The sequence below is a fragment of the Nostoc sp. FACHB-152 genome (assembly GCF_014697475.1).
Taxonomy (GTDB): domain Bacteria; phylum Cyanobacteriota; class Cyanobacteriia; order Cyanobacteriales; family Nostocaceae; genus Nostoc_B.
Genome location: NZ_JACJRV010000018.1, coordinates 1 through 19,568 on the forward strand (window position 1 = coordinate 1; position 19,568 = coordinate 19,568).

The window sequence follows — 19,568 nt, forward strand, 5'->3', positions numbered from 1 at the left end:
TATTGACATTAAGTCCTAATAAGCGTCCTTTCTACCAACAAGGTCAAAGAGCTATGAGACTTATTCTGTCTGCATTCTAGCCCTTTTTGTAGCCCCTTAAGGAATGAAACAGCCCTACCTTTCTTGCTGAGGATGGAACGCGATCGCCTAGAAGGTGTTTCAATCAGAAAAATTGCAGATTTGGTGGCTGTGGCTCCCGATTGGGTGGAATGGATGGGGTAATAAGTTAAAAAATTTCTTTAGTTTTGCTTTGTAGCAGTTCTCTTGCGTCCTTTGAGTAAACGAACACTAAAGCTGACTTAACTATCCAACATCGGCTCGTAGAGTACGATTTCCTCCTGTTCGTTTGGATCGTTGCGAGCAGCTAGAACATAAACGGGTTCTATTGCACTCAGATTCCGGGGTTGATGCGGAACACCTGGGGGAGTAAAAACGAAATCCCCTGTTTCACACACTTGGCATTGCTTGAGTCCTTGCCCATAATAGACTTCAACCCGACCCTTGAGAATATAAATTGCCGTTTCATGATCTGGGTGAAAATGTGGCTCGGCAATTCCTCCAGGAGGAATAATCACCAGATTCAGGGAAATTCCCTTCGCACCCGTTGTATTTCCACTGATCCCAACAAAATGCGATAACCGTTCGCCAGCCAGTATTGCGGCATCTGGGCGCACAATAACTACCTCGTCGGTTGGCTTTTGCTCGAAGGATTCATGGGGAGCAGGAGAATTGATAGATATATTTTCAATCATAAAGTCCTTTCTGAGATGATTTGGTACAAGTGGGCTTCTCAATTGCATGAAAATCAATTGAATCAACAGCGACATAACATACTACCCATTCAAATAAGACCATTTCCGAATGTCCAGTAGATATGTTTTTAATTTTGCATTAGTGAAATGACCAAGCCCCGTTGGGGTGAGGTGTAGGGGAAGAGATAGCCCCAACGCATACTGGGACATAAGCCCCGTATGAGTAAGACGATGGCACCATCTGGGGCTTCCTCGCCCCGCATGGTGCCGTCTTCACTACACCCACAACAGCCACCCCCTGCACCCTGTTCTTGACGCATTGATCTCTACAAAATGCTTGCAGTTCAAGGGCATTCTCCACCTGACTATTCTACAGACCCAGCCGCAGATATTTCGTCAATTGGTGGCGATGGCTCTCGATTTGGGGAAGTGATTGGGGTGAGTTGCACCCGTTGAGGAGCGATCGCACTCAGGAAAGAACTTTAGACTCATTTCCCTGAGGCAGATTTTGTCAACATTTTTTAAGAACTTAATCAATTTCAGAAATACAAAAGAATCAGCCTGAAGTAATTTTCCAAATTTCTCAATTAATAGATTTTGTATTTAGCTCTTTAGTAGGGCTAGGAAGGAATTATGCCATCAGGAATGATGATTCAAGGGCAATGGACAACTGATCACACTGATAACACGGAATTAGATTCTAGTGGTAAGCCGAAACCGACAACATTTCGCAAACGCGTAACTGCCGATGGTAAAAGTGGGTTTAAGGCGGAAGCAGGACGCTATCACCTCTACGTTTCTTTGGCTTGTCCGTGGGCGCATCGCACCTTAATTATGCGAGAACTTAAAGGTTTGAATGATGCGATCTCCATCTCTATCGTCGATCCAATTATGAGTGACAAGGGATGGATGTTTACTGAAGCACCCGGAGCCATCCCTGACTGGGTAAATCACGCTCAATATTTACAAGAAATTTATAAAAAAGCCGATCCTCAATATACGGGACGAGTTTCGGTTCCGGTGTTGTGGGATAAGCAAACTCAAACCATCGTCAACAATGAATCTCTGGAGATTATTCGGATGTTGGACGTGGAGTTTGCTTCTTTAGCAACAAGCAAGATAGACTTATACCCGCGCGATCTACAACTTAAGATTGATGAAACAATCAATGCAATTTATCTACCAATTAATGCCGGTGTATATCGCTGTGGTTTTGCAAGGGAGCAAGCCGCCTACGAAGATGCAGTCACTGAACTGTTCGAGAATTTAGATTATTGGGAAACCGTTCTGAGCAAACAGCGATATTTATGCGGCAATCAACTGACCCAAGCAGATATTTGTTTGTTTACAACGCTATATCGCTTTGATTCTGTTTACTACGTTCACTTTAAGTGTAATTTGCGCCGGATTCTCGACTATCCCAACCTCTGGAATTATCTCAAGGATTTATACCAGCATCCTGGGTTCAAAGTAACCTGCAATCTAGACTATACCAAACGTGCTTATTACATGAGTATGACCGAGATCAATCCAAATCGAATTGTGCCGAAGGGGCCAATCATTAATTTTGATGAAATACACGATCGCGCTCGCTTCGGCAATACTTAGTAACGCTCGGATACTCATATTCAACACTTGCAATTAACGTTCAAGTAATCACAGCAGTAAGTTTTTGTGCAAGCGCAAAGTCATTTCGTTTTAGCTAACGGCTAAAAACGCTAAAGTAATCAGGATTAGAGTGGATATGCTGGTGTTGTTTGCCGCCAACCTGCTAAATAAGCTTCTTGTGGTAAAGAGGCATACACAGGTTTTTTTGTCATTGCTAGCTTTTCTAACAGTTGTGCTGCTGTCTCAGCGGCATGATAATTAGCAAACACAGCTTTCATCTCTTGTGCTTTCAACCTATAGCGATGATCGGATAAAACTTTTTTGACAGCGTTACGAATTTGTCTTGGTTTGGGAGTCGCCGTTTTTAAATTAATTCCTACGCCAGAATAAGCAATACGGTTGCTAACTTCTGGTTTATCTTCTGTCTGACCACCAGAAATTATCGGCACACCATGCGACAGAGCAATTGTTACGCCTCCATATCCACCATTGGTTACGTAAACACAAACATGAGGCATCAATTGAGAAAAAGGAATAAATGAGGCAATACGCACATTAGCAGGCAGGTTTATCTTTAACTGCTCCTGAGTTTTGCCACCTGTAGTTGTGACCACAAGTACATCTTCGTTAGCCAAAGCTTGCAGGGTTGGTTCAATTAATTGCTGGGTTTGAGTAGCAACAGTACCTTGTGTGACTAGTACAATAGGTTTGCTAGTATTTATTACTTCATTCCACCATTGAGGCATTTGTGTATCGGGTGGAGAATTAGGTTCTAAAGGGCCGATGAAATGTACTGTGGGGGGCAAGTCTGTACGCATATATTCAAATGATGGTACAGATGGTTGCAAATACAGCCAAGGAGAAACGGTAGGGCCAAAACGGAACGGTTCAAAACCATTACTTTTAGCCAACTTATTGAAATGCTTTTGAACATCAGCAAATAAAAATTGATCGCTTAACCAGTACAAAGCAGCATTGCGCGCTCGTCCTAGTGGAGAATAAGAAGGCATCATCCCTAAACCGAAGAGTGGCACATCATGGCTGGCTAGACCCAAAACACTGATATTGAGATATGCCCAAGGTATACCCAGTTTGTCACCTAAAATTTTTACAGCTACAACTGCTGGATCTCCTAGCAGTACATCTGCGGGAAAATTTGACAAAATTGACTCTAAATCTAGTAAATATCCTGATATTGACTCAATGAACAAGTATTTGAAGTCAAATTTCAACTGTGCTATACCTTTTAGAGCCGCACGTTCCGGGAAATATTTATCATAATCACCATCACCGTAGTCCAGACAACTGGTTATCGGTACAAAACGCGCTCCTGTATTTTCTACTTGCGACTGAAAAAATTTGCTGGTATACCAAACAACTTCATGTCCACGTGCAATTAATTGTTGTGCTACAGGTTGCATCGGCGCAACATGACCAACAAAAGGTAAGGTAGATAAAAGAAACTTTGCCATTGATCTGTTGCTTTTTAAAAAGATAGTTTCGCTTGGTATCCAAAAAAATATCGCCGTCTGGTTGTGCGATGGGAGCGAATTTCGGACTGCTTCAACGCTTTTCTTTCTCTAGCCACAATTCATATTTGGATTAACCGGATTTTGTAAGTGGGATAGATTCATTAATGACAAATGAGGGTTATCTTTTTAACTAAAAGTCCCTAACTGGAGAGTCGTGATAATACATTTTCTATCCCCCTGCGCGCTTGGATCAGATGAATCGGGTCATCCCTCATTACAAAGAGGAAATTCGCAGCCAAAAGCATGGCTTCGATTTCAAAGACTATCTGAGCAACGTCCGCGTTGGGATCTATTTCGCTGAGAACTTGTGCGTCAAGGATGCACTGCTTCAATAATGAAATCCACTTGTCTAGCATTTCGACAACGCGATCGCGGGCTGGCCCTGGACGCGTGTCGAGTTCTGCGGCAACTGCGGCGAAAAAACACCCACCCGGAAAAACTTTGCGTTCCAGATGAGAAAGAAATGAATTAACTACTACCTTCAGCCGCTCAGTTCCCGCCTGTGCTTGCATCGCCGGCTGAAGCACTTCACTCTCAAAAATCACAGCTGCCGTTTCAATCGTTGCCAACTCTAGTTCTTCTTTGTCTTTAAAGTGCGCGTAGAGTCCACTCTTGCTCATCCCCACTTCAGCGGCTAGAGTCCCAAGTGATAACCCATTCAGTCCCTTGATTGTTGCCAACTTCGCCGCAGTTAGCAGAATAGTGGCGCGGCTAGTCTGACCTTTCGAGCGGCGAGACTCACCGCCTTTTGAATCGGTTTTTAATGACGAAATATTACTCATGGCTTGACAATAGTACGAACGGTCGTAATAATCAATTTTGACATATAAAACACGACTGTTCGTGCTTTTATGTACTACTCTTGATGTCATCCAAGATAAGGCAAAATCAGGACAAGCTAATTGTCTTCGCAGACAAATCAGATTGCCGCAGATATCTGACACTATTGGAAAAACCGCAGAAAACCTTGGGCGACAACAAATTTGACGATGCATAAAAGGTCAGAGATTTTATTGATCGCTTTGAAAGTAGTAGGAATAAATATTATGACAACATTGTTGAATGAGACGTTTGGGAGCCTGAAGACCAATGTGAAGGGTAATGTGGTACTTCCTGAAGATCCGCGTTATGACGAAGTTCGGGAAATCTGGAATGCAATGATTGATCGGCGACCTGCTGTGATCGTCCAGTGTGCAACAGCCGATGATGTTGCCCATGCAATCTTGTTTGCGCGTGAAAACGGATTGGAAATATCAATCAGGGGTGCTGGACATAATATTGCGGGGAATGCTTTGTGCGATCGCGGCGTGATGATCGACCTTTCCAGTATGAAGATTGTCCGTGTCGATTCTCAGAAGCGACGTGCCTATGTCGAACCAGGTGCGACCCTGGCTGATTTTGATCAAGTGGCACAGATACATGGGTTAGCGACTCCAGTGGGAATTAATTCAACGACGGGTATCGCCGGTCTTACCTTAGGTGGTGGTTTTGGTTGGTTGACTCGCAAATACGGTCTGACCATCGACAATCTGATCTCTGCGGAAGTGATCACAGCAGACGGGAATCACATCCGAGCCAGCGCAACCGAAAACCCTGACCTTTTCTGGGCGATTCGCGGTGGCGGTGGTAACTTTGGTGTAGTTACAGAGTTTGAATTCGCTCTCCATCCCGTCGGGCCGGAAATATTGGCTGGGTTAATCGTTTTTCCGTTTAGCCAGGCTAAACAGGTGCTAACACAATATCGGAAATTTGCAGAATCGGCTCCTGAAGAACTGAATGTATGGGTAGTACTCCGCAAGGCTCCGCCACTGCCTTTTCTGCCCGAACACGTGCATGGTCAAGAGGTAATCATACTAGCTGTCTTTTATACAGGTGACATTGCAGAGGGTGAGAAGCTGATTGAGCCTCTACGCAGTTTTGGCGATGCCTATGGCGAACATATCGGCGCTCAACCCTATGTAGCATGGCAACAAGCATTTGACCCTTTACTGACGCGCGGTGCTAGGAACTACTGGAAATCTCATAATTTCACAGAGTTACGTGATGAAGTGCTGGATGCGATCGCCCAATTCGCAGGCAAATTACCCTCCCCAGCTTGTGAAATATTCATCGGATTGATTGCCGGGAAACCCAACCGAATTTCAGCAGATGCTACAGCATATTATCATCGAGATGCAAAGTTTGTGCTTAACGTGCATGGACGATGGGATGATGCCGCGCAAGATGGGATATGTATTGCTTGGGCGCGGGAGTTTTTCCAAGTTTCTGCACCTTATGCGTCTGCTGGTGCCTATGTAAACTTTATGACTGAAGAAGAGGGCGATCGCGTCGCTGCCGCTTACGGAGCTAACTACGAGCGCTTGGTACAGATTAAGAGGCAATACGATCCTGAGAACATTTTTCATCTCAATCAGAATATTAAACCCTGAGTTGGCTTACCGCCGTGCCGACAGGGAGTGCAACCGAAAGCTAGGGCTAAAACTATCAAGAATCTATCACAAAATTATCCATTGCTACCACAACTCCTAAAACCACTGCAATGGCGACATCTAGCCAAACAAGGTAGACCACCCTCATCAGCCGCTTAACTAAATCGAGCTAGGCAAGAAAGTACCTCTGCACATTGCAAGAGGACATCTTGAATATTTAGTTATTCACGATTGCCACCCAAATTCTGCACTTTTCCAAGAACTAAAACAATCATCCAGATACATGATTGCTACTGTTTCAAACTCTTTCAGATTCAGGAGAGTGATATGCCCAGCTTTAGGCAAGTAAATAGCACTACTCAAAAAGTAAAAAACGATCTCACTTGATCACTCAGATGAGATCGCCGTTTGGTTGTAATTGTGCCAAATCTAATTTTTAGCTATCAGTTTTTGTTTCTTATACCAAACCATCCCCAATATGCAACAACTCAGTTTTAAAATGAAAATCTTTTCGTTTATCGGCAACTTTTTGATGTTGTTTGCTCAGGTGCTTAACAGCCTTCGCTCTGCGATTACTACCCTTCTTGCGTCGTGAAACACGCTTCTGGATAACCCTGTTTCCCTGCCTCGCCTGTCGGTATTGGTGAGGCAGTGCATTGCGGGGATTCCCCCCGTTGTAGCAACTGCCGTCGGAAAACTGTCGTCAACTCACCCGCAATTCATCTCATCGCGGTAAGTGATGAGATGAATTGCGGTTTTTAGCTAAACCCCTAAAGACGCTCCTTGTCTCAATTATCGGTCTTTCCCGCCCATGAGTGAATAGCGATCGCCTGTTTGGCATTGCATAAGTTCTACAAGATTACAAACAAGTAAAATTTTCTCACCTCCTAGCTCCTGCCTTGTTTGTTGAAAAGTTACTGATTATTGTGTAACGCCGTTCTAAGCGATAGGGCAAGAAGTGCATAAGCTGAGTTTACTTATAGCTATTAAGAATCAGCAAGTTTGTCAACAAGCACTCATCTTATGTTCACTAAAAATCAATGCTTTTAAGGAGAAAAATATGGCTGCTAATCTAAAAACTTATAAACATAACAAAAAAACAAAAAATTGATTCTACTCTAAAGCAGACTATCACTGGTTTTTCAAAAGAAGTAAGTTTTTATGTAATTAAGTTAGATTCATAAAAAAATTACAAGTAGAATGCTATTTACTCAGTTGTCATTGAAGGTATGAATCTTAATGATTTAGGCTCTTCATTACTTATTATGCTAAAAACGTCTGTAAATAAGCATGAAATTCTTTCTGGACAAAGATAACAGCCGTTAGCCCTAGCATTTGAGGCGTGATTATCAAATTGAAGCCATAACTTCTTGTAAGGCTTGATTTTCAAGGTAAGTGAAAGACTTTAATTAAAATTCAAGCATAATACCTACTGAAGAACCATTTATTTTAAAATACTTAATATTGATGAGCGCGATCGCTCTCCCGGTAGGGTCATCCCACAAAATCGCATTGCTCCCGAAGCTTGGGGGTCGATGTCTATCACCAGTACCCTGTGGCGGCGGAGTGAAAGGTGATAGCCAAGATTTTGGGTTGTCGTTGTTTTAGCGACACCACCAGCTTGATTGAAGAGTGAGATAACCTTGGTCAATTTCACGCCCATACATAACACTGGTCAAAATATACCCCATTGTGTCAGATTATGAGCAGAGTAATCTTTCAAGCTTTCAATCATGACACTCCCATCACCAAATAAAGTCGATGAATTATTTTCTGAATGGGATAAACCAGGCTCTCCTGGTTTTGCTTTAGCCATCATCAAAGATGGTGAGACTGTCTATAAGCGCGGCTATGGTATCGCTGACTTAGAACACAACGTAACGATTTCTCCAAATTCGGTCTTTGATATTGCCTCAACGTCCAAGCAGTTTACAGCGATGTGCATTGCTTTACTTGCAAGAAAGGGGGAACTTTCTTTAGATGACGAGATCCAAATCTACATTTCAGAGATACCCAGATATGAGTATCCCATTACTGTGCGGCATCTGATTCACCACACAAGCGGCATTCGTGATTACCTAACCCTCATGGGGTTGGCAGGAATGCGATGTGAGAATGAGTATCCTGAGAACGAAATCATTGGTTTAATAGCTCGTCAAAAAGAATTGAACTTCAAGCCAGGAGAGGAGCATTTGTACAGCAACTCAGGATATTTTCTTTTGGCAGAAATTGTAAAACGTGTCTCCGGAGAATCTCTGGCGGTTTTTGCTGATCAGCATATTTTCAGTCCGCTGGGGATGAAGACAACTCACTTTCACGATGATTTCACAAGGATTGTCAGGAATAGAGCGATTGGCTACTCTGTGAGGGACGAAGGTAGCTTTCGGATTGATATGTCTATTTTTGATGTCGTGGGTGACGGTGGTATCTATACCACAGTTGAGGATCTATGTATCTGGGATGAGAATTTTTACCAAAACAAATTAGGAGGATATGGGCAAGACCTGATCGAAGAAATCATTACACCTGGAAGATTGAATAGCGGCGAAGGGATAGATTATGCCTTTGGTTTAGTTATAGGGCATTACCGAGGATTAGAAACCATCAGCCACAGTGGTGGATGGATGGGTTACAGCTCACAGATGCTTCGATTCCCCAAACAGAGATTCTCTGTAATTTGCTTGTCAAATTTGGGCAGTGCTGAACCGCCAGAACTTGCCAGAAAAGTCGCAGATATCTACTTAGTTGATGACTTTACTGAGCAAAGCAGAGAATCTGTACGCCGCCAAACCCAAATAAGAGAAATTCCATCGATTGATTTAGAGAGCAAGACTGGCTTTTATCAAAACCCAAAAACAGGAATTGTTTGGGAGTTATTGGTAAAGAACGGGAAATTAATCGTGGAATTTGCTGGAATGAGCTTTACACTTGCTCCTGTGAGTTCAAATCATTTTGTAATAATGGATATTCCTTCTAATGCCGATGTTGAATTTGAAGAGGCAAGTTTAGATGAACCCTCCCATCTTTACGTTTGTTGGGAGGGCAAAACACGGGACGTTTTCCAACGGCTAGACTTTGCTCCTCCTGATTCTGAACAGTGGATGGATTTTACAGGAGAGTATTATTGCAAAGAGTTAGATGTCACCTACAGAATCAGTATAGAAGACGGAGAGTTGCTGCTAAATCGAAGAAATTCTCTTCGAGAAACCCTCAAGCCAATTAACAAAGATTTATTGGAAGGTACGGACATCACTTTGCAGTTTGTCCGTGATGATTTTCATCAAGTTGCTGGATTCAATATGAGCGCAGGATATGGAAGTGTCAGAAACATTCAATTTGTGAAATAAAAAGACGCGCCCAACAATCTCGTTGCGGTTAAAACAGTGTGGGATTGAAACAGTAGCAATGGAATTAACTGGTCTGTTGGTATTTCCTTGAATTAAGCCTGACTGAATAATTCCAAAAGGCATTGTTGCGTGAATAGGCAAAATGGTAAATTTTACCTATCGCCTATGTTCGCTCACCACTTAGCTCAAAGATGAAGACGAAAGCCCAGTACAAAGTGAAAAATTGGAACGCTTATGATGCGGCGGCACTCAAGCAACGAGGCAGTATAACCTTCTGGGTGAACGAAAAAGTAATCGAAACAGTGGCACAACCAACAAAAAACGGGGAAAAAAGGAGCATCGAATTATTACTCAGATACGGCGATGCCTGACGGCAACCCGAAGCGGGAACGCTACGATGGGTAAAATTCAAGCAGTGTTTCATCTACCAGGGCGGCAAGCAGAGGGGTTTTTAGAATCGTTGTTCACGCTGATGGGGATTGAGCTAGCAGTCCCGGATCACACTACCCTATGCCGACGATTAAGCAAGTTGTCGGTGAAATTGCCTGTTGTGCCAAAAGATCAGGCTGTTCATGTAGTGGTGGATTCGACCGGATTGAAAGTGTATGGTGAAGGTGAATGGAAAGTCCGCACACATGGGGTAGGTAAACGACGTACATGGTGTAAGTTGCATTTAGGCGTTGACTCAGAAAGTGGAGAAATTCTGGGTGCGGTGGTGACTACTAATGATATGGCTGATTGCGAGGTATTGCCTGACATATTGGAGCAGATTGATCAGCCGATAGAGCAAGTGTCTGGAGATGGTGTCTATGACACAAAAGGTTGTTACGACACCATTTCGCAACGTGGGGCAAAAGCGATAATTCCACCATGTAGTAACGCTAAAATTCAACAACGCGCAAATAGTGAAACACAGCCTCATCCTAGAGATGAAAACCTACGTCGAAGAAATTCAGCCCAATCCCGAACAACCTAGACAAACATTTTTACGAGAAAGTATCGAATCAATGTCTCGCTCTCTCAAAAGCGATGGACAGTTACAACCAATTATTTTAATTCAAAGAGCTAATCATTTATTGATATTTGATGGAGAGTGCCGCTGGCGCAGTGCTAAAGCTTTAGGTTGGAAAACAATACAAGCAGTTATAATTTCCGAGCCTTCAAGCCTACATCGCAAAGCTCTGCTAACTTCTCTTCATCGAGAGGATCTTAATCCTCTTGATAAAGCTGAGGCAATAGTATACGAATTATCTACCGTTACTGGATTAAATGTACAAGATGTTCCACGTATTCTCTCAACTGTTATACGTCGTTTAAATGCACAAAAGCAAATACAGTCGATTGTAGACACAATCACGGCTAGTGCAGCAGAACAAGAACAAGCATTAGAAATTTTAGATTTAAGTGAATCAGAAAAGGCAGTGTTAAGGATATTACTAGACTTACAGTTAAATCCAGCTTCAATTGATGCCAATGTTTTTCCTATGCTAACCTTACCAGAAGATTTAAAAGTTGCGATAAGAAATGGGCTTAAAGGTGTTCATGCACTGGCATTACATAAACTTTCTGCTAAAAATTTAGGGCTATCTGAAGACAAAGCAAAATCAGTTAGAGAACGAACTACGCACAAAGTAATTTAAGAAAAACTATCTGTTATTGCTACAAGAAAATTAGTAGCTGAAGTGGTGGCATCTCCAGTACAACCTTCTAAATCAAATAAAACCGTTAATAAATTATTAGTACAAACATCTCATCGTCTACAAAAAGTCTCTGTAGAGTCATTAAAGAACACAGAAACAGCACAATTAACAGAGTTTCAACAAGTATTACGCCAAAAATTAGCAGAAGTTGAAGAAATACTTAAACAAAAGGTAAGGATTCAGGTAACAGAGTATTGACAAAGGGAACACTTGAGGGGAAGTATCAAAAATATGAACCAAAACCTGCCTCAAGATCTAGACCGAGAAAGTTTGAGCCAGTTATCCAAAGAAGAACTGGTGGACATCATCATTGAGCAGAGCAAGGTAATACGTGAGCTACAAAAAATAATATTAGAATTACAGCAAGAAATAGAGCGTTTAAAAGTCAGCAGAGATTTAGATAGTACTAATTCATCGAAACCTCCATCAGGAGACATCCTCAAAAAGAGCGAAAACAAAACAGTACCGCCTCAAGACCAATCAAATCAGCCAAAAAAGAAACCAGGTGGGCAACCAGGACATCAAGGCAAAACCCGTAAGGGCTATGTCCGAGTAGATCGCTATGAAATCTTACGACCGACTGATTGTGCCTATTGTGGTCAAAAAGCATTTACGGCAGAGGCAGTAAAAGTAGAAAAGCACTCAGTAGCGCAATTAGTGGAACGTCCAATCGAAGTAGTGGAGTATCAACGCCATACCTGCGTGTGTGAGAGTTGTGGCAATGTACAAACAGCCGCCTGGCCACAAGACATGATTCCAGGACAAGATTTAGGAACGTCGTTACAGGCATTTTTAGGGTGGGCAAATAATTATGCACATATGCCTTATGAAAAACAGCAGGAAATGTTGTGGGAACTGGGGCAAATTGAGATTGGGCTGGGGACGTTAGTTGCAACCAATGAGCGAATACAACAAGCGATAGAACCGAGCGTAACTGAGTTGAGTAGTTGGGTAAAACAGACACAACCTAATATCCATGTGGATGAAACGCCTTGGTCAGTTAAAGGAGTTAAAGAATGGTTATGGGTAGTGGCTAATTCTGAATTCTGCCTGTTTACTGCGGCTGATACTCGCTCTAGAGCAGAATTATCAGCAATTTTAGGCACTGAATATCAAGGTGTAATTATCAGCGACGATTTTAGTGTTTACAATGGCTATCAAGCTGTTTCTCAGCAAAAATGTTTGGCTCATCTACGCCGTCACTTCAAAAAATTGATTCAACTTCCCGGTCTTCACAACAAAACTATTGGCGAAACGTTTGTCGATTTAATTGATGAAGCTTTCAGAAGTTATGCTCAATGGTTTGAAACTCTTGACTCTACCAGTTATAACGATTGGGTTAAGCAATTCAAGTCCAAGGTGCAATCCTCTGTTAAACAATGGATTAACTTGGCAGGAGCTATGGCTGGAAACCTTTTACGTTCTTTGCGCGATAAAGCAAGCCAATGGTGGTATTTCCTTGACCATCCTGAAGTTCCTCCTGATAATAATCAGGCCGAACGCTCGCTGCGTTTGGCTGTGACAAAACGTAAGGTGAGTGGTGGTTCCCGTTCGATGGAGCGGTTTCAACATACTGCCAATTTGTTGACGGTGGTTCAAAGCTGAGGCAGCGCGTTGGGCGGCTTTGCCGACTTGAAGCGACTGCCGTGTCGTCGTCAAGGTAGGTCTGTTATTGATTTTTTTGCACAGGCTCTAATTGCTGATTCTGATAATTCTCTGTCTCGCCCTTCTTTACTTCCTCAATATTAGACCTGAATCCTTACGTTTTTTCGTTCAAAACTAGGAAGATTTATGCCCCTCTCCGCGTCGGAGCGAAAAGTTTGCGCGTCCGGGTTTCCCGGCGCAAAACTTTTCAAGACAGAGGGGTTGGGGAGAGGTTCATCGAACTCACGTTGGTTTAGTTAGATTGAGAATAGGTAGCTTGGTTCTCCCAGGTTAGCTAGTAGCAATAATCATAAATCTTTATAAATTAGGAGTTGATTTTTATGCCTCTAAACTATCACTAACTATCTCAAAACCTTGTAACTGCGTTTTTACGCAAATATCAAAGTTTTGGCCCAAAGCTTTGAACAGTATGGCTTTGGAGTTTTCGGACAAGTCTAATGCTTTCTACTACTTGGTTATCAGATATCTAAGCCTTTAATTCGGTTACATTCTGATGATCTAACCATTCGGTAAATTGTTCAAGTTATTTTTACATAACTCCTAACATTTCAAAAATTTTGCTTTGTCAAACCTAAATCAAGATTACAATCAGGCTAAATCACTCAAAACTGAAACATTGCTAGAATTCCTAACTCCTAGATTAGGGTGGAGTCAAAGACATAGACACACCTGCGATGTATTTGGTCGAAATAGGGATGTTTCGATAAAGTTTTTCGGCTATGTACTCTCCAACAATGGCTTCTGAACATTGATTTTTCCACCAATTTAAAGATTGTTGGTGCATTTCTCGCATGAGTTGCTGATTTTCCAGCAGGTTTTTTAATATATTGTCCAAATCTTGCCAATTCTCTATTTGAATCACAGGTGCGCCATCTAAATACCAACGTGAAGGCAAAACTTCAGTCACCACAATACATCCATATTTCATCGCCTCAAACAAACGAGTTGTTTCAAAAGACGTGCCTCTAGGAACTAGGCAGATTTTTGTATCCATCATAATTTCGCAATAACTGCGCTCATCTTCAACAGTTCTATTGCGGAAACCACCAGTAATTGATAATTCAACTTTAAAATGTGGATTTTTTTTCTTGAATTTATTGACACTCGATATCATGAGTTGTCGCGCCAGGGCTTTTGGCGTTCCTAACCAACGCTTCAAAGACCATAAAGGATATGGTACGTGTACTACGCTACCAGAGAAATAAGCATCATAGAGACGTTCTTCAATATCTTTAATTGGCATATCCTTTGAGTTGTTGTACCCCAAAGGAATATCATAGATGGGAGTGATTTTGCCTTGACCTGATAGTAAGCTTTTGAATTTGTGCCAGTGATAATTCACGAAGCCAGGTAAGCCGACAACTAAGATTCTGAGAAATTGAATCAGTGTCAGCAAATTGAGTAAAGAAGGCTTGAAAAGAGGATTACATCCCAGAATGGTGCGTGTACCTATACATTTAAATACGGCCCTAACCTTGTGAGTATATTTTGGTATACGATACCACTCATCTCCTAATACAAAAACAACAACGTTTGGCCCGTATGATGGGAGTTCATCAATTTCATCCCAAGTTATATAAAATATTAAACCACTTAGCTGAAAACTCTTCTCTATAGCCTGAAATACCTTACCAAAGTAAGTAGTTAAACCAAACTCAATCGGTGGATGAGTGTCATATATATTCCAAGGAATTGGTTTTTGTCCTCGTTTGATATATAGATAATATTGATTAGCAAGTGCATTAATTACGGTCATATCAGTAGTTGTCTGGTAAGAAAGTCAATGAGTATAGAAGCTAACCGAGACTGCTAGAGCCTTCCTATAGAAATATGAACAAGTTAAGAGTCACAAACTCTATCCGCAGATAAGTCTTGTTCACAATCTAAATAAGATTGCTGTAAAACCTGTTATTTTTTGTTGAAATTTCCGGGATGAGGAGGATGCACATAAATAGAGAAAAATTGAGTTTTAACTTATTTTTCTCCGTAAATTATTTAAGGATAGTTTATAGCCAATTTCATCAAGAGAAAGTAAATAAAAATATTTGCTGTATGAATATTTTATGAACGTATATATATATTATTCAACTAATAATCTGTAATCTTTACTTATTATACATACTTAATTTGCGCCTATCAGACTGCCAATTATCGTTAATTTGAATACTTTTAGAAAATATCTAGTGAGATTTTGTTACAGGAATAACAATCCATATGTAAAATAGTTAACTAAATATTGAGTATTTTAAAATACAATACTTAATAAGATTAAAAAATCTTGTTTATCTGTGGCAATTTTATTTGAGTTGTGCCATATTCATGTTGATTGAAACAAGGGAAAAGTGGAAATATTTATCAAAATTTCCTTGTTCAGAAAACATTTAGAATTACTATAAGTAGTTAATGTTAATAGACGCACGCACACTACCTACAGATGAGACTATTGAAACAGAAGTTTGTATCGTTGGTGCTGGGCCAGCTGGTATAACTTTGGCACGTGAATTAGCCTTTGCAGATTTCCGGGTTTGTCTTTTAGAAAGTGGTGGTATTGATTTTGATGAAAATACTCAATCGCTTTCTCAAGGTGAAAGTGTAGGGAATCTTTTTGGCACACTAGACGAACAACGTCGTTTTCAATTTGGTGGTACAGCCAACTCCTGGAAAATTAGATTAGGTGACAATCAAATTGGTGTTAGGTACGTACCTTTAGACAAGATAGATTTTGAGAAACGGGACTGGCTACCATACAGTGGCTGGCCTTTTGATAAATCACACCTCGATCCTTTCTACAAACGCGCCCAAGCAGTTTGTAAACTAGGAACTTTTGCTTATGATGCTGAGACTTGGGAAGATATTCAAACTCCTCAGCTACCTTTGGGCAGTAATATAACCACTAGTATGTTTCAGTTTGGCCCACGTGCTGTCTTTACCCATGAGTACCGTGAAGAAATTAATCAAGCTAGAAATATTACTACTTATCTCAACGCTAACTTAATGGAGATAGAAACAGATGAAACAGCTAAAACTGTAACTCGCTTACGAGTAGCTTGTTTATCAGGTAACGAATTTTGGGTTCGTGCAAAAGTTGTAATTCTAGCTGCTGGTGGTATTGAAACTGCACGTTTATTATTACTATCAAATAAGGTGCAAAAAGCTGGTCTAGGCAATCAAAACGATCTAGTAGGTAGGTTCTTTATGGATCATCCTCTAGTAAGCTGTGGTAAATTGATTCCTACTAATCCAGAGCTTTTTCAGCGTACTGCTTTATACGATTTGCGGCGGGTAAATAACATACCAGTGATGGGCAAACTCACCCTCAGCGAAGAAGTTATGCGCCGCGAACAAATACTAAATAATAGTACATTGCTATTTCCCATCCCAAAACCATATCAGTTACAAGCTGTTAATTCGTTAAAAACACTGCTTTCGTTCTTGCATAATTCAAAAGCACGTAAAGATGTTGCCAAACACGTAAGACATTTGATTACTGGTTTAGACTATATTTTGCCTGCTGGTTATGGAGCAGTAACTAAGCAACAACCTTTTATTCCCAGTCTTGCTTGGGGTGGTTGGTCGTATATTCGCGGTCATGAAAGTCGATTTGCTGAGTTTGAAGCCCTGCATCAAACGGAACAAGTACCCGACCCAGATAACCGGATAACGCTGAGTGCTAATCGCGATCGCCTCGGTCGTCAGCAAGTTAAGTTACACTGGCGTTGGAACGATATTGATATCCAAAACATTAAGCGAACCCAGGATATCCTGCAAAAGGAAATGAAGAGTGCGGGAATAGGTCAGTTACAAGTTGAACGAGATGGAAATCTACCAAAATTAATCCATCCTGGCACACATCATCACATGGGAACAACACGTATGCATGACGACCCTAAGCAGGGTGTTGTAGACCGCAATTGCCAAGTCCACGGCGTTTCTAATTTGTTCATAGCCAGTAGCTCTGTTTTTCCTACAGGAGGCTATGCTAATCCCACTCTTACTATTGTCGCTTTGGCAATTAGACTGGCAGACCACGTGAAAACAGTCATGGCATCGAAATCGATTAGCTAATAATCACAAAAGCTTGCTGGTTGAGACTGCAAGGGTGTAGGGGTGCAAGGTTCCGAAAGGGAATGAAGGTACTCTCTCCCCCAATACGGTTCGGTTAAGGGGGAAAGGCGAAGGGGAAAAGGGGAAGAAAAAACCTTTAACCCTTACCCTTTAACCTTTTCCCCAAACCAATTTTTAGTTCAAAATGCTTATCCGAACCGTATTGCTCTCTCCCCTGCCCCTCCGCTCCCCTACTCCCCATATGGTAGGCATTTAGCCATCTATGCAGTCTGTTCGGGTTCTGTTGTTAACTTCTGCCCAATTTTTGGTTCTGTACCTGCCAAAATTCGTTCAATATTACTCCGGTGACGCACAATCACATACAATCCACCTAGAATACCAAACAAAATATATGGCAATGGTTGCTGGAAAACTACCATCAAAATTGTTACAGCGATCGCTCCAGCAATCGAACTTAACGATACAATTCTAGAAATAGCTACCACCACTGCAAATACTCCCAAGGTGGCTAAACCAACTTGCCAATTCATCGCCAATAATATTCCTAAGCTGGTAGCAACAGATTTACCACCAGTAAAGCCGAGAAAAATTGATTTACTATGTCCTAATATGGCGGCTAAACCCACTAAAGTTACCATCCAGGGTTGCCATAATTTTACATCTACAGTTTGAGGGATGAAATTTTGGCTAGCAGCAAAGTTAAATAAGGCATAAACTAGAGCGATCGCTAATACTCCTTTTAAGCAATCAAGTCCTAAAACGAAAGCTCCTGCCCCTTTACCCAAAGCCCTCAGTACATTGGTAGCCCCGGTTGAACCAGAACCGACTTCCCGAATATCAATACCTTTTAACTGCTTGACAGCAATGTAGCCAGTGGGAAAGGAACCCAACAAATAAGCTACTATCAAAACTGCCCCACACAAGCCTAACCAGATAGCCATAAACAACTCAAGAAAATCAAGTGTCCATAGTCAATAGTCTATAGTCAATAGTCCAAGATATAGCAGGTGACCGAAGAGGGGGAAAGGGGAAAGGTTGCAAGAAATGAGTTTTTAAACCTGGAGAAGGAACAAAGATATATTTCGAGATAGGTAGTACGAGGAATACAGCATCCTCGTATCAAGCCCCTAACTTTAGTTATGGGGTTCCCTTTCCCTTTCCCCTTTAACCTTTTCCCTGCCCGAAGGGCGTTGACCAATGACTATTGACTAGAAATCATCATCATAATTTCTCATGGCTTTGGGGTCAGGAGCAAACGCCAACCACAAAGGAAATTGCAGCAGTCCTAAACTAATTTGCTCCTCAGAATCGTCAATGATAATTAAGGGTAGTTGATTAGCTTTTACCAAACGGTCAGCTTTTTGTGCTAAAGCGTCTGCTGCTTCAAATAATACTACACCTCGGTCAGGGCCAAAGTCTGGACGACCTATGCCCAAGCAGTCTTGCAGACCTCGCCGCCATTCACCCAGACGTTCTGGTGTATTGGCTAAAACTAAAGTACGGACGCGATCGCCATACAATTTGTGTAGGATCGAAATCACCGCCGAAGCAATCAAAGTATTTTGCAAGCGGCTACCCATTGTCCGCAAAGCACCCCGTCCCCCTTGACCAAAAAACCAATTTGAGACTCGTTCTGCATGAACTGGTTCAAAGGTGCGCCGTAGTTGCCAAGCTGGGCCGTAATAATCTGGTTTGTTACGATATTGGTCAATTAAGCGGCGAATTTGCTTGGTTGTGTCTTGAAACTGCTGTTGGGCAAATTGTGGGGTATTTGGTTCGGGTTCGGCGGGTTTAGCTTCTTTGACAGTTGGTTTTTCTCGTTCTCTGACCTCTGGGACTAATTGCAACTGCTCGGCGGCGACGGCTAAATCTTGTAAGCTACCAGTGAGATAGTCTTTAAAACCTTGAACACGAATTGCTAAGTCTTGCGATGCACCCGCAAAGGTAGTTCGCATTTCATTACGGATGCGTTCTTGACGGCGTTCTAGCTGTTCTATGGAAATTTGCAGTGCTTGTTTGCGTTGTTCAAGCTGTCCTAGTGTTTCTTGAACAATGCGCCCCAGTGCTGTTTGAGTATCACTCAATTGTGTTTGCAGACTGTTGTAAGTCTCCCGTAACTTGTTAATTTCTGCTGTGAGTTCTGCTTCAGTCTGTTGCAGTTGAGCTAATCTTTGCTCTGCTTGTGCGAGTGAATTATTTTGTGATTGTATGTCTGATCCTATCCCATCTGTGTCAGTTGCTAGAACTACAACCTCAGATATTGGCTCTGTCGTTGGTTCATGCACAGTATCAGCCAGTTCTGTATCAACTGATGAAGTTGACGCTTCTGTTTCCAGAACTGGCTCTAAAGATGAGTTTTCTGGGTTTTCGATGTTAGGTTTCTCTGGTTGTAATTGCTCCAACCACTCATCTATGGGTTCTGGAGTTTGAGATGCGTCAGGGTTCATAAACTATAAATTTAATTCCTATG

17 protein-coding genes and 3 pseudogenes are annotated in these 19,568 nt (G+C 41.8%); 11 read left to right on the forward strand and 9 right to left on the reverse strand.

Features of this window, described 5'->3' with window-relative positions; all coding sequences use genetic code 11:
• Positions 1-299: 299 nt before the first annotated feature.
• Both H6G76_RS15590 and H6G76_RS15595 read right to left on the reverse strand, forming a co-directional pair.
• Positions 300-752: a cupin domain-containing protein gene (locus H6G76_RS15590; RefSeq protein ID WP_190702089.1), complete on the reverse strand. Its 453-nt coding sequence runs from the start codon at positions 750-752 to the stop codon at positions 300-302.
• 128 nt (positions 753-880) lie between these two features.
• Positions 881-1,072, reverse strand: a complete 192-nt coding sequence (locus H6G76_RS15595) for a hypothetical protein (RefSeq protein WP_190702092.1) — start codon at positions 1,070-1,072, stop codon at positions 881-883.
• 13 nt (positions 1,073-1,085) lie between these two features.
• On the opposite strand from H6G76_RS15595, the gene H6G76_RS37690 reads away from it, so the two are divergent.
• Together H6G76_RS37690 and H6G76_RS15600 are read left to right on the forward strand one after the other, a co-directional pair.
• The gene (locus H6G76_RS37690; RefSeq protein WP_277883096.1) at positions 1,086-1,208 is read left to right on the forward strand and encodes a hypothetical protein; all 123 of its coding nucleotides are present in this window, start codon (positions 1,086-1,088) and stop codon (positions 1,206-1,208) included.
• A 177-nt stretch (positions 1,209-1,385) separates the two neighbouring features.
• The gene (locus tag H6G76_RS15600; RefSeq protein ID WP_190702095.1) at positions 1,386-2,360 is read left to right on the forward strand and encodes a glutathione S-transferase family protein; all 975 of its coding nucleotides are present in this window, start codon (positions 1,386-1,388) and stop codon (positions 2,358-2,360) included.
• A 125-nt stretch (positions 2,361-2,485) separates the two neighbouring features.
• Here the strand turns inward: H6G76_RS15600 and H6G76_RS15605 are convergent, their stop codons facing one another.
• Positions 2,486-3,832, reverse strand: coding sequence for a glycosyltransferase (locus H6G76_RS15605; RefSeq protein ID WP_190702097.1), 1,347 nt, complete (start codon positions 3,830-3,832; stop codon positions 2,486-2,488).
• Between the two features lie 200 nt (positions 3,833-4,032).
• Positions 4,033-4,887 carry a TetR/AcrR family transcriptional regulator gene (locus H6G76_RS15610; protein WP_199337396.1) on the reverse strand — a complete coding sequence of 285 codons (855 nt, stop codon included), beginning with the start codon at positions 4,885-4,887 and terminating at the stop codon, positions 4,033-4,035.
• A 51-nt stretch (positions 4,888-4,938) separates the two neighbouring features.
• Here H6G76_RS15610 and H6G76_RS15615 point away from each other — a divergent pair, with 51 nt between their 5' ends.
• Both H6G76_RS15615 and H6G76_RS37695 read left to right on the forward strand, forming a co-directional pair.
• A complete protein-coding gene (locus tag H6G76_RS15615; RefSeq protein WP_190702100.1) occupies positions 4,939-6,321 on the forward strand; it encodes an FAD-binding oxidoreductase in 1,383 nt (460 codons plus the stop codon).
• 27 nt (positions 6,322-6,348) lie between these two features.
• The gene (locus tag H6G76_RS37695; RefSeq protein WP_277883097.1) at positions 6,349-6,480 is read left to right on the forward strand and encodes a hypothetical protein; all 132 of its coding nucleotides are present in this window, start codon (positions 6,349-6,351) and stop codon (positions 6,478-6,480) included.
• Between the two features lie 331 nt (positions 6,481-6,811).
• Here H6G76_RS37695 and H6G76_RS37060 read toward each other — a convergent pair.
• Together H6G76_RS37060 and H6G76_RS15620 are read right to left on the reverse strand one after the other, a co-directional pair.
• Positions 6,812-6,976: pseudogene (locus H6G76_RS37060) on the reverse strand (RNA-guided endonuclease TnpB family protein); the annotation flags it as partial.
• Positions 6,977-7,840: 864 nt separating this feature from the next.
• Positions 7,841-7,984: pseudogene (locus H6G76_RS15620) on the reverse strand (ParA family protein); the annotation flags it as partial.
• 70 nt (positions 7,985-8,054) lie between these two features.
• On the opposite strand from H6G76_RS15620, the gene H6G76_RS15625 reads away from it, so the two are divergent.
• From H6G76_RS15625 to tnpC, 6 genes and pseudogenes are all read left to right on the forward strand, one after another.
• Entirely contained in the window at positions 8,055-9,668 is a 1,614-nt protein-coding gene (locus H6G76_RS15625) for a serine hydrolase (RefSeq protein WP_190702103.1), read from the forward strand.
• Positions 9,669-9,859: 191 nt separating this feature from the next.
• Positions 9,860-10,039 (forward strand): hypothetical protein, encoded by a 180-nt coding sequence (locus H6G76_RS15630; protein ID WP_190702106.1) that lies wholly within the window; start codon positions 9,860-9,862, stop codon positions 10,037-10,039.
• A 26-nt stretch (positions 10,040-10,065) separates the two neighbouring features.
• Positions 10,066-10,644 (forward strand): IS5 family transposase, encoded by a 579-nt coding sequence (locus H6G76_RS15635; protein WP_190702107.1) that lies wholly within the window; start codon positions 10,066-10,068, stop codon positions 10,642-10,644.
• The gene (locus H6G76_RS15640; RefSeq protein WP_242056415.1) at positions 10,598-11,308 is read left to right on the forward strand and encodes a ParB/RepB/Spo0J family partition protein; all 711 of its coding nucleotides are present in this window, start codon (positions 10,598-10,600) and stop codon (positions 11,306-11,308) included. The genes H6G76_RS15635 and H6G76_RS15640 overlap by 47 nt, the downstream gene beginning before the upstream one ends.
• A 45-nt stretch (positions 11,309-11,353) precedes the next feature.
• Positions 11,354-11,566 (forward strand): hypothetical protein, encoded by a 213-nt coding sequence (locus H6G76_RS37065; RefSeq protein ID WP_242056416.1) that lies wholly within the window; start codon positions 11,354-11,356, stop codon positions 11,564-11,566.
• 33 nt (positions 11,567-11,599) lie between these two features.
• A pseudogene (tnpC, locus tag H6G76_RS15645) lies at positions 11,600-13,117 on the forward strand (IS66 family transposase).
• Between the two features lie 556 nt (positions 13,118-13,673).
• On the opposite strand, the gene H6G76_RS15650 reads toward tnpC, so the two are convergent.
• Positions 13,674-14,789: a glycosyltransferase family 1 protein gene (locus H6G76_RS15650; protein WP_190702110.1), complete on the reverse strand. Its 1,116-nt coding sequence runs from the start codon at positions 14,787-14,789 to the stop codon at positions 13,674-13,676.
• Positions 14,790-15,436: 647 nt separating this feature from the next.
• Here H6G76_RS15650 and H6G76_RS15655 point away from each other — a divergent pair.
• Positions 15,437-17,098, forward strand: a complete 1,662-nt coding sequence (locus tag H6G76_RS15655) for a GMC oxidoreductase (protein ID WP_190702113.1) — start codon at positions 15,437-15,439, stop codon at positions 17,096-17,098.
• A 260-nt stretch (positions 17,099-17,358) separates the two neighbouring features.
• Here H6G76_RS15655 and plsY read toward each other — a convergent pair whose 3' ends face one another.
• Positions 17,359-18,039: a glycerol-3-phosphate 1-O-acyltransferase PlsY gene (plsY, locus tag H6G76_RS15660; protein ID WP_190702115.1), complete on the reverse strand. Its 681-nt coding sequence runs from the start codon at positions 18,037-18,039 to the stop codon at positions 17,359-17,361.
• Positions 18,040-18,306: 267 nt separating this feature from the next.
• Positions 18,307-19,545: a DUF3086 domain-containing protein gene (locus H6G76_RS15665; RefSeq protein ID WP_190702117.1), complete on the reverse strand. Its 1,239-nt coding sequence runs from the start codon at positions 19,543-19,545 to the stop codon at positions 18,307-18,309.
• Between the last annotated feature and the right edge of the window lie 23 nt (positions 19,546-19,568).

What these genes read in the sequence shown, in the direction of transcription:
- H6G76_RS15590 (WP_190702089.1), bottom strand. Translation starts at nt 752, where the DNA reads ATGATTGAAAATATATCTATCAATTCTCCTGCTCCCCATGAATCCTTC.
- H6G76_RS15595 (WP_190702092.1), bottom strand. Translation starts at nt 1,072, where the DNA reads ATGCGTCAAGAACAGGGTGCAGGGGGTGGCTGTTGTGGGTGTAGTGAA.
- H6G76_RS37690 (WP_277883096.1), top strand. Translation starts at nt 1,086, where the DNA reads ATGCTTGCAGTTCAAGGGCATTCTCCACCTGACTATTCTACAGACCCA.
- H6G76_RS15600 (WP_190702095.1), top strand. Translation starts at nt 1,386, where the DNA reads ATGCCATCAGGAATGATGATTCAAGGGCAATGGACAACTGATCACACT.
- H6G76_RS15605 (WP_190702097.1), bottom strand. Translation starts at nt 3,832, where the DNA reads ATGGCAAAGTTTCTTTTATCTACCTTACCTTTTGTTGGTCATGTTGCG.
- H6G76_RS15610 (WP_199337396.1), bottom strand. Translation starts at nt 4,887, where the DNA reads ATGCATCGTCAAATTTGTTGTCGCCCAAGGTTTTCTGCGGTTTTTCCA.
- H6G76_RS15615 (WP_190702100.1), top strand. Translation starts at nt 4,939, where the DNA reads ATGACAACATTGTTGAATGAGACGTTTGGGAGCCTGAAGACCAATGTG.
- H6G76_RS15625 (WP_190702103.1), top strand. Translation starts at nt 8,055, where the DNA reads ATGACACTCCCATCACCAAATAAAGTCGATGAATTATTTTCTGAATGG.
- H6G76_RS15630 (WP_190702106.1), top strand. Translation starts at nt 9,860, where the DNA reads ATGAAGACGAAAGCCCAGTACAAAGTGAAAAATTGGAACGCTTATGAT.
- H6G76_RS15635 (WP_190702107.1), top strand. Translation starts at nt 10,066, where the DNA reads ATGGGTAAAATTCAAGCAGTGTTTCATCTACCAGGGCGGCAAGCAGAG.
- H6G76_RS15640 (WP_242056415.1), top strand. Translation starts at nt 10,598, where the DNA reads ATGAAAACCTACGTCGAAGAAATTCAGCCCAATCCCGAACAACCTAGA.
- H6G76_RS15650 (WP_190702110.1), bottom strand. Translation starts at nt 14,789, where the DNA reads ATGACCGTAATTAATGCACTTGCTAATCAATATTATCTATATATCAAA.
- H6G76_RS15655 (WP_190702113.1), top strand. Translation starts at nt 15,437, where the DNA reads ATGTTAATAGACGCACGCACACTACCTACAGATGAGACTATTGAAACA.
- plsY (WP_190702115.1), bottom strand. Translation starts at nt 18,039, where the DNA reads ATGGCTATCTGGTTAGGCTTGTGTGGGGCAGTTTTGATAGTAGCTTAT.
- H6G76_RS15665 (WP_190702117.1), bottom strand. Translation starts at nt 19,545, where the DNA reads ATGAACCCTGACGCATCTCAAACTCCAGAACCCATAGATGAGTGGTTG.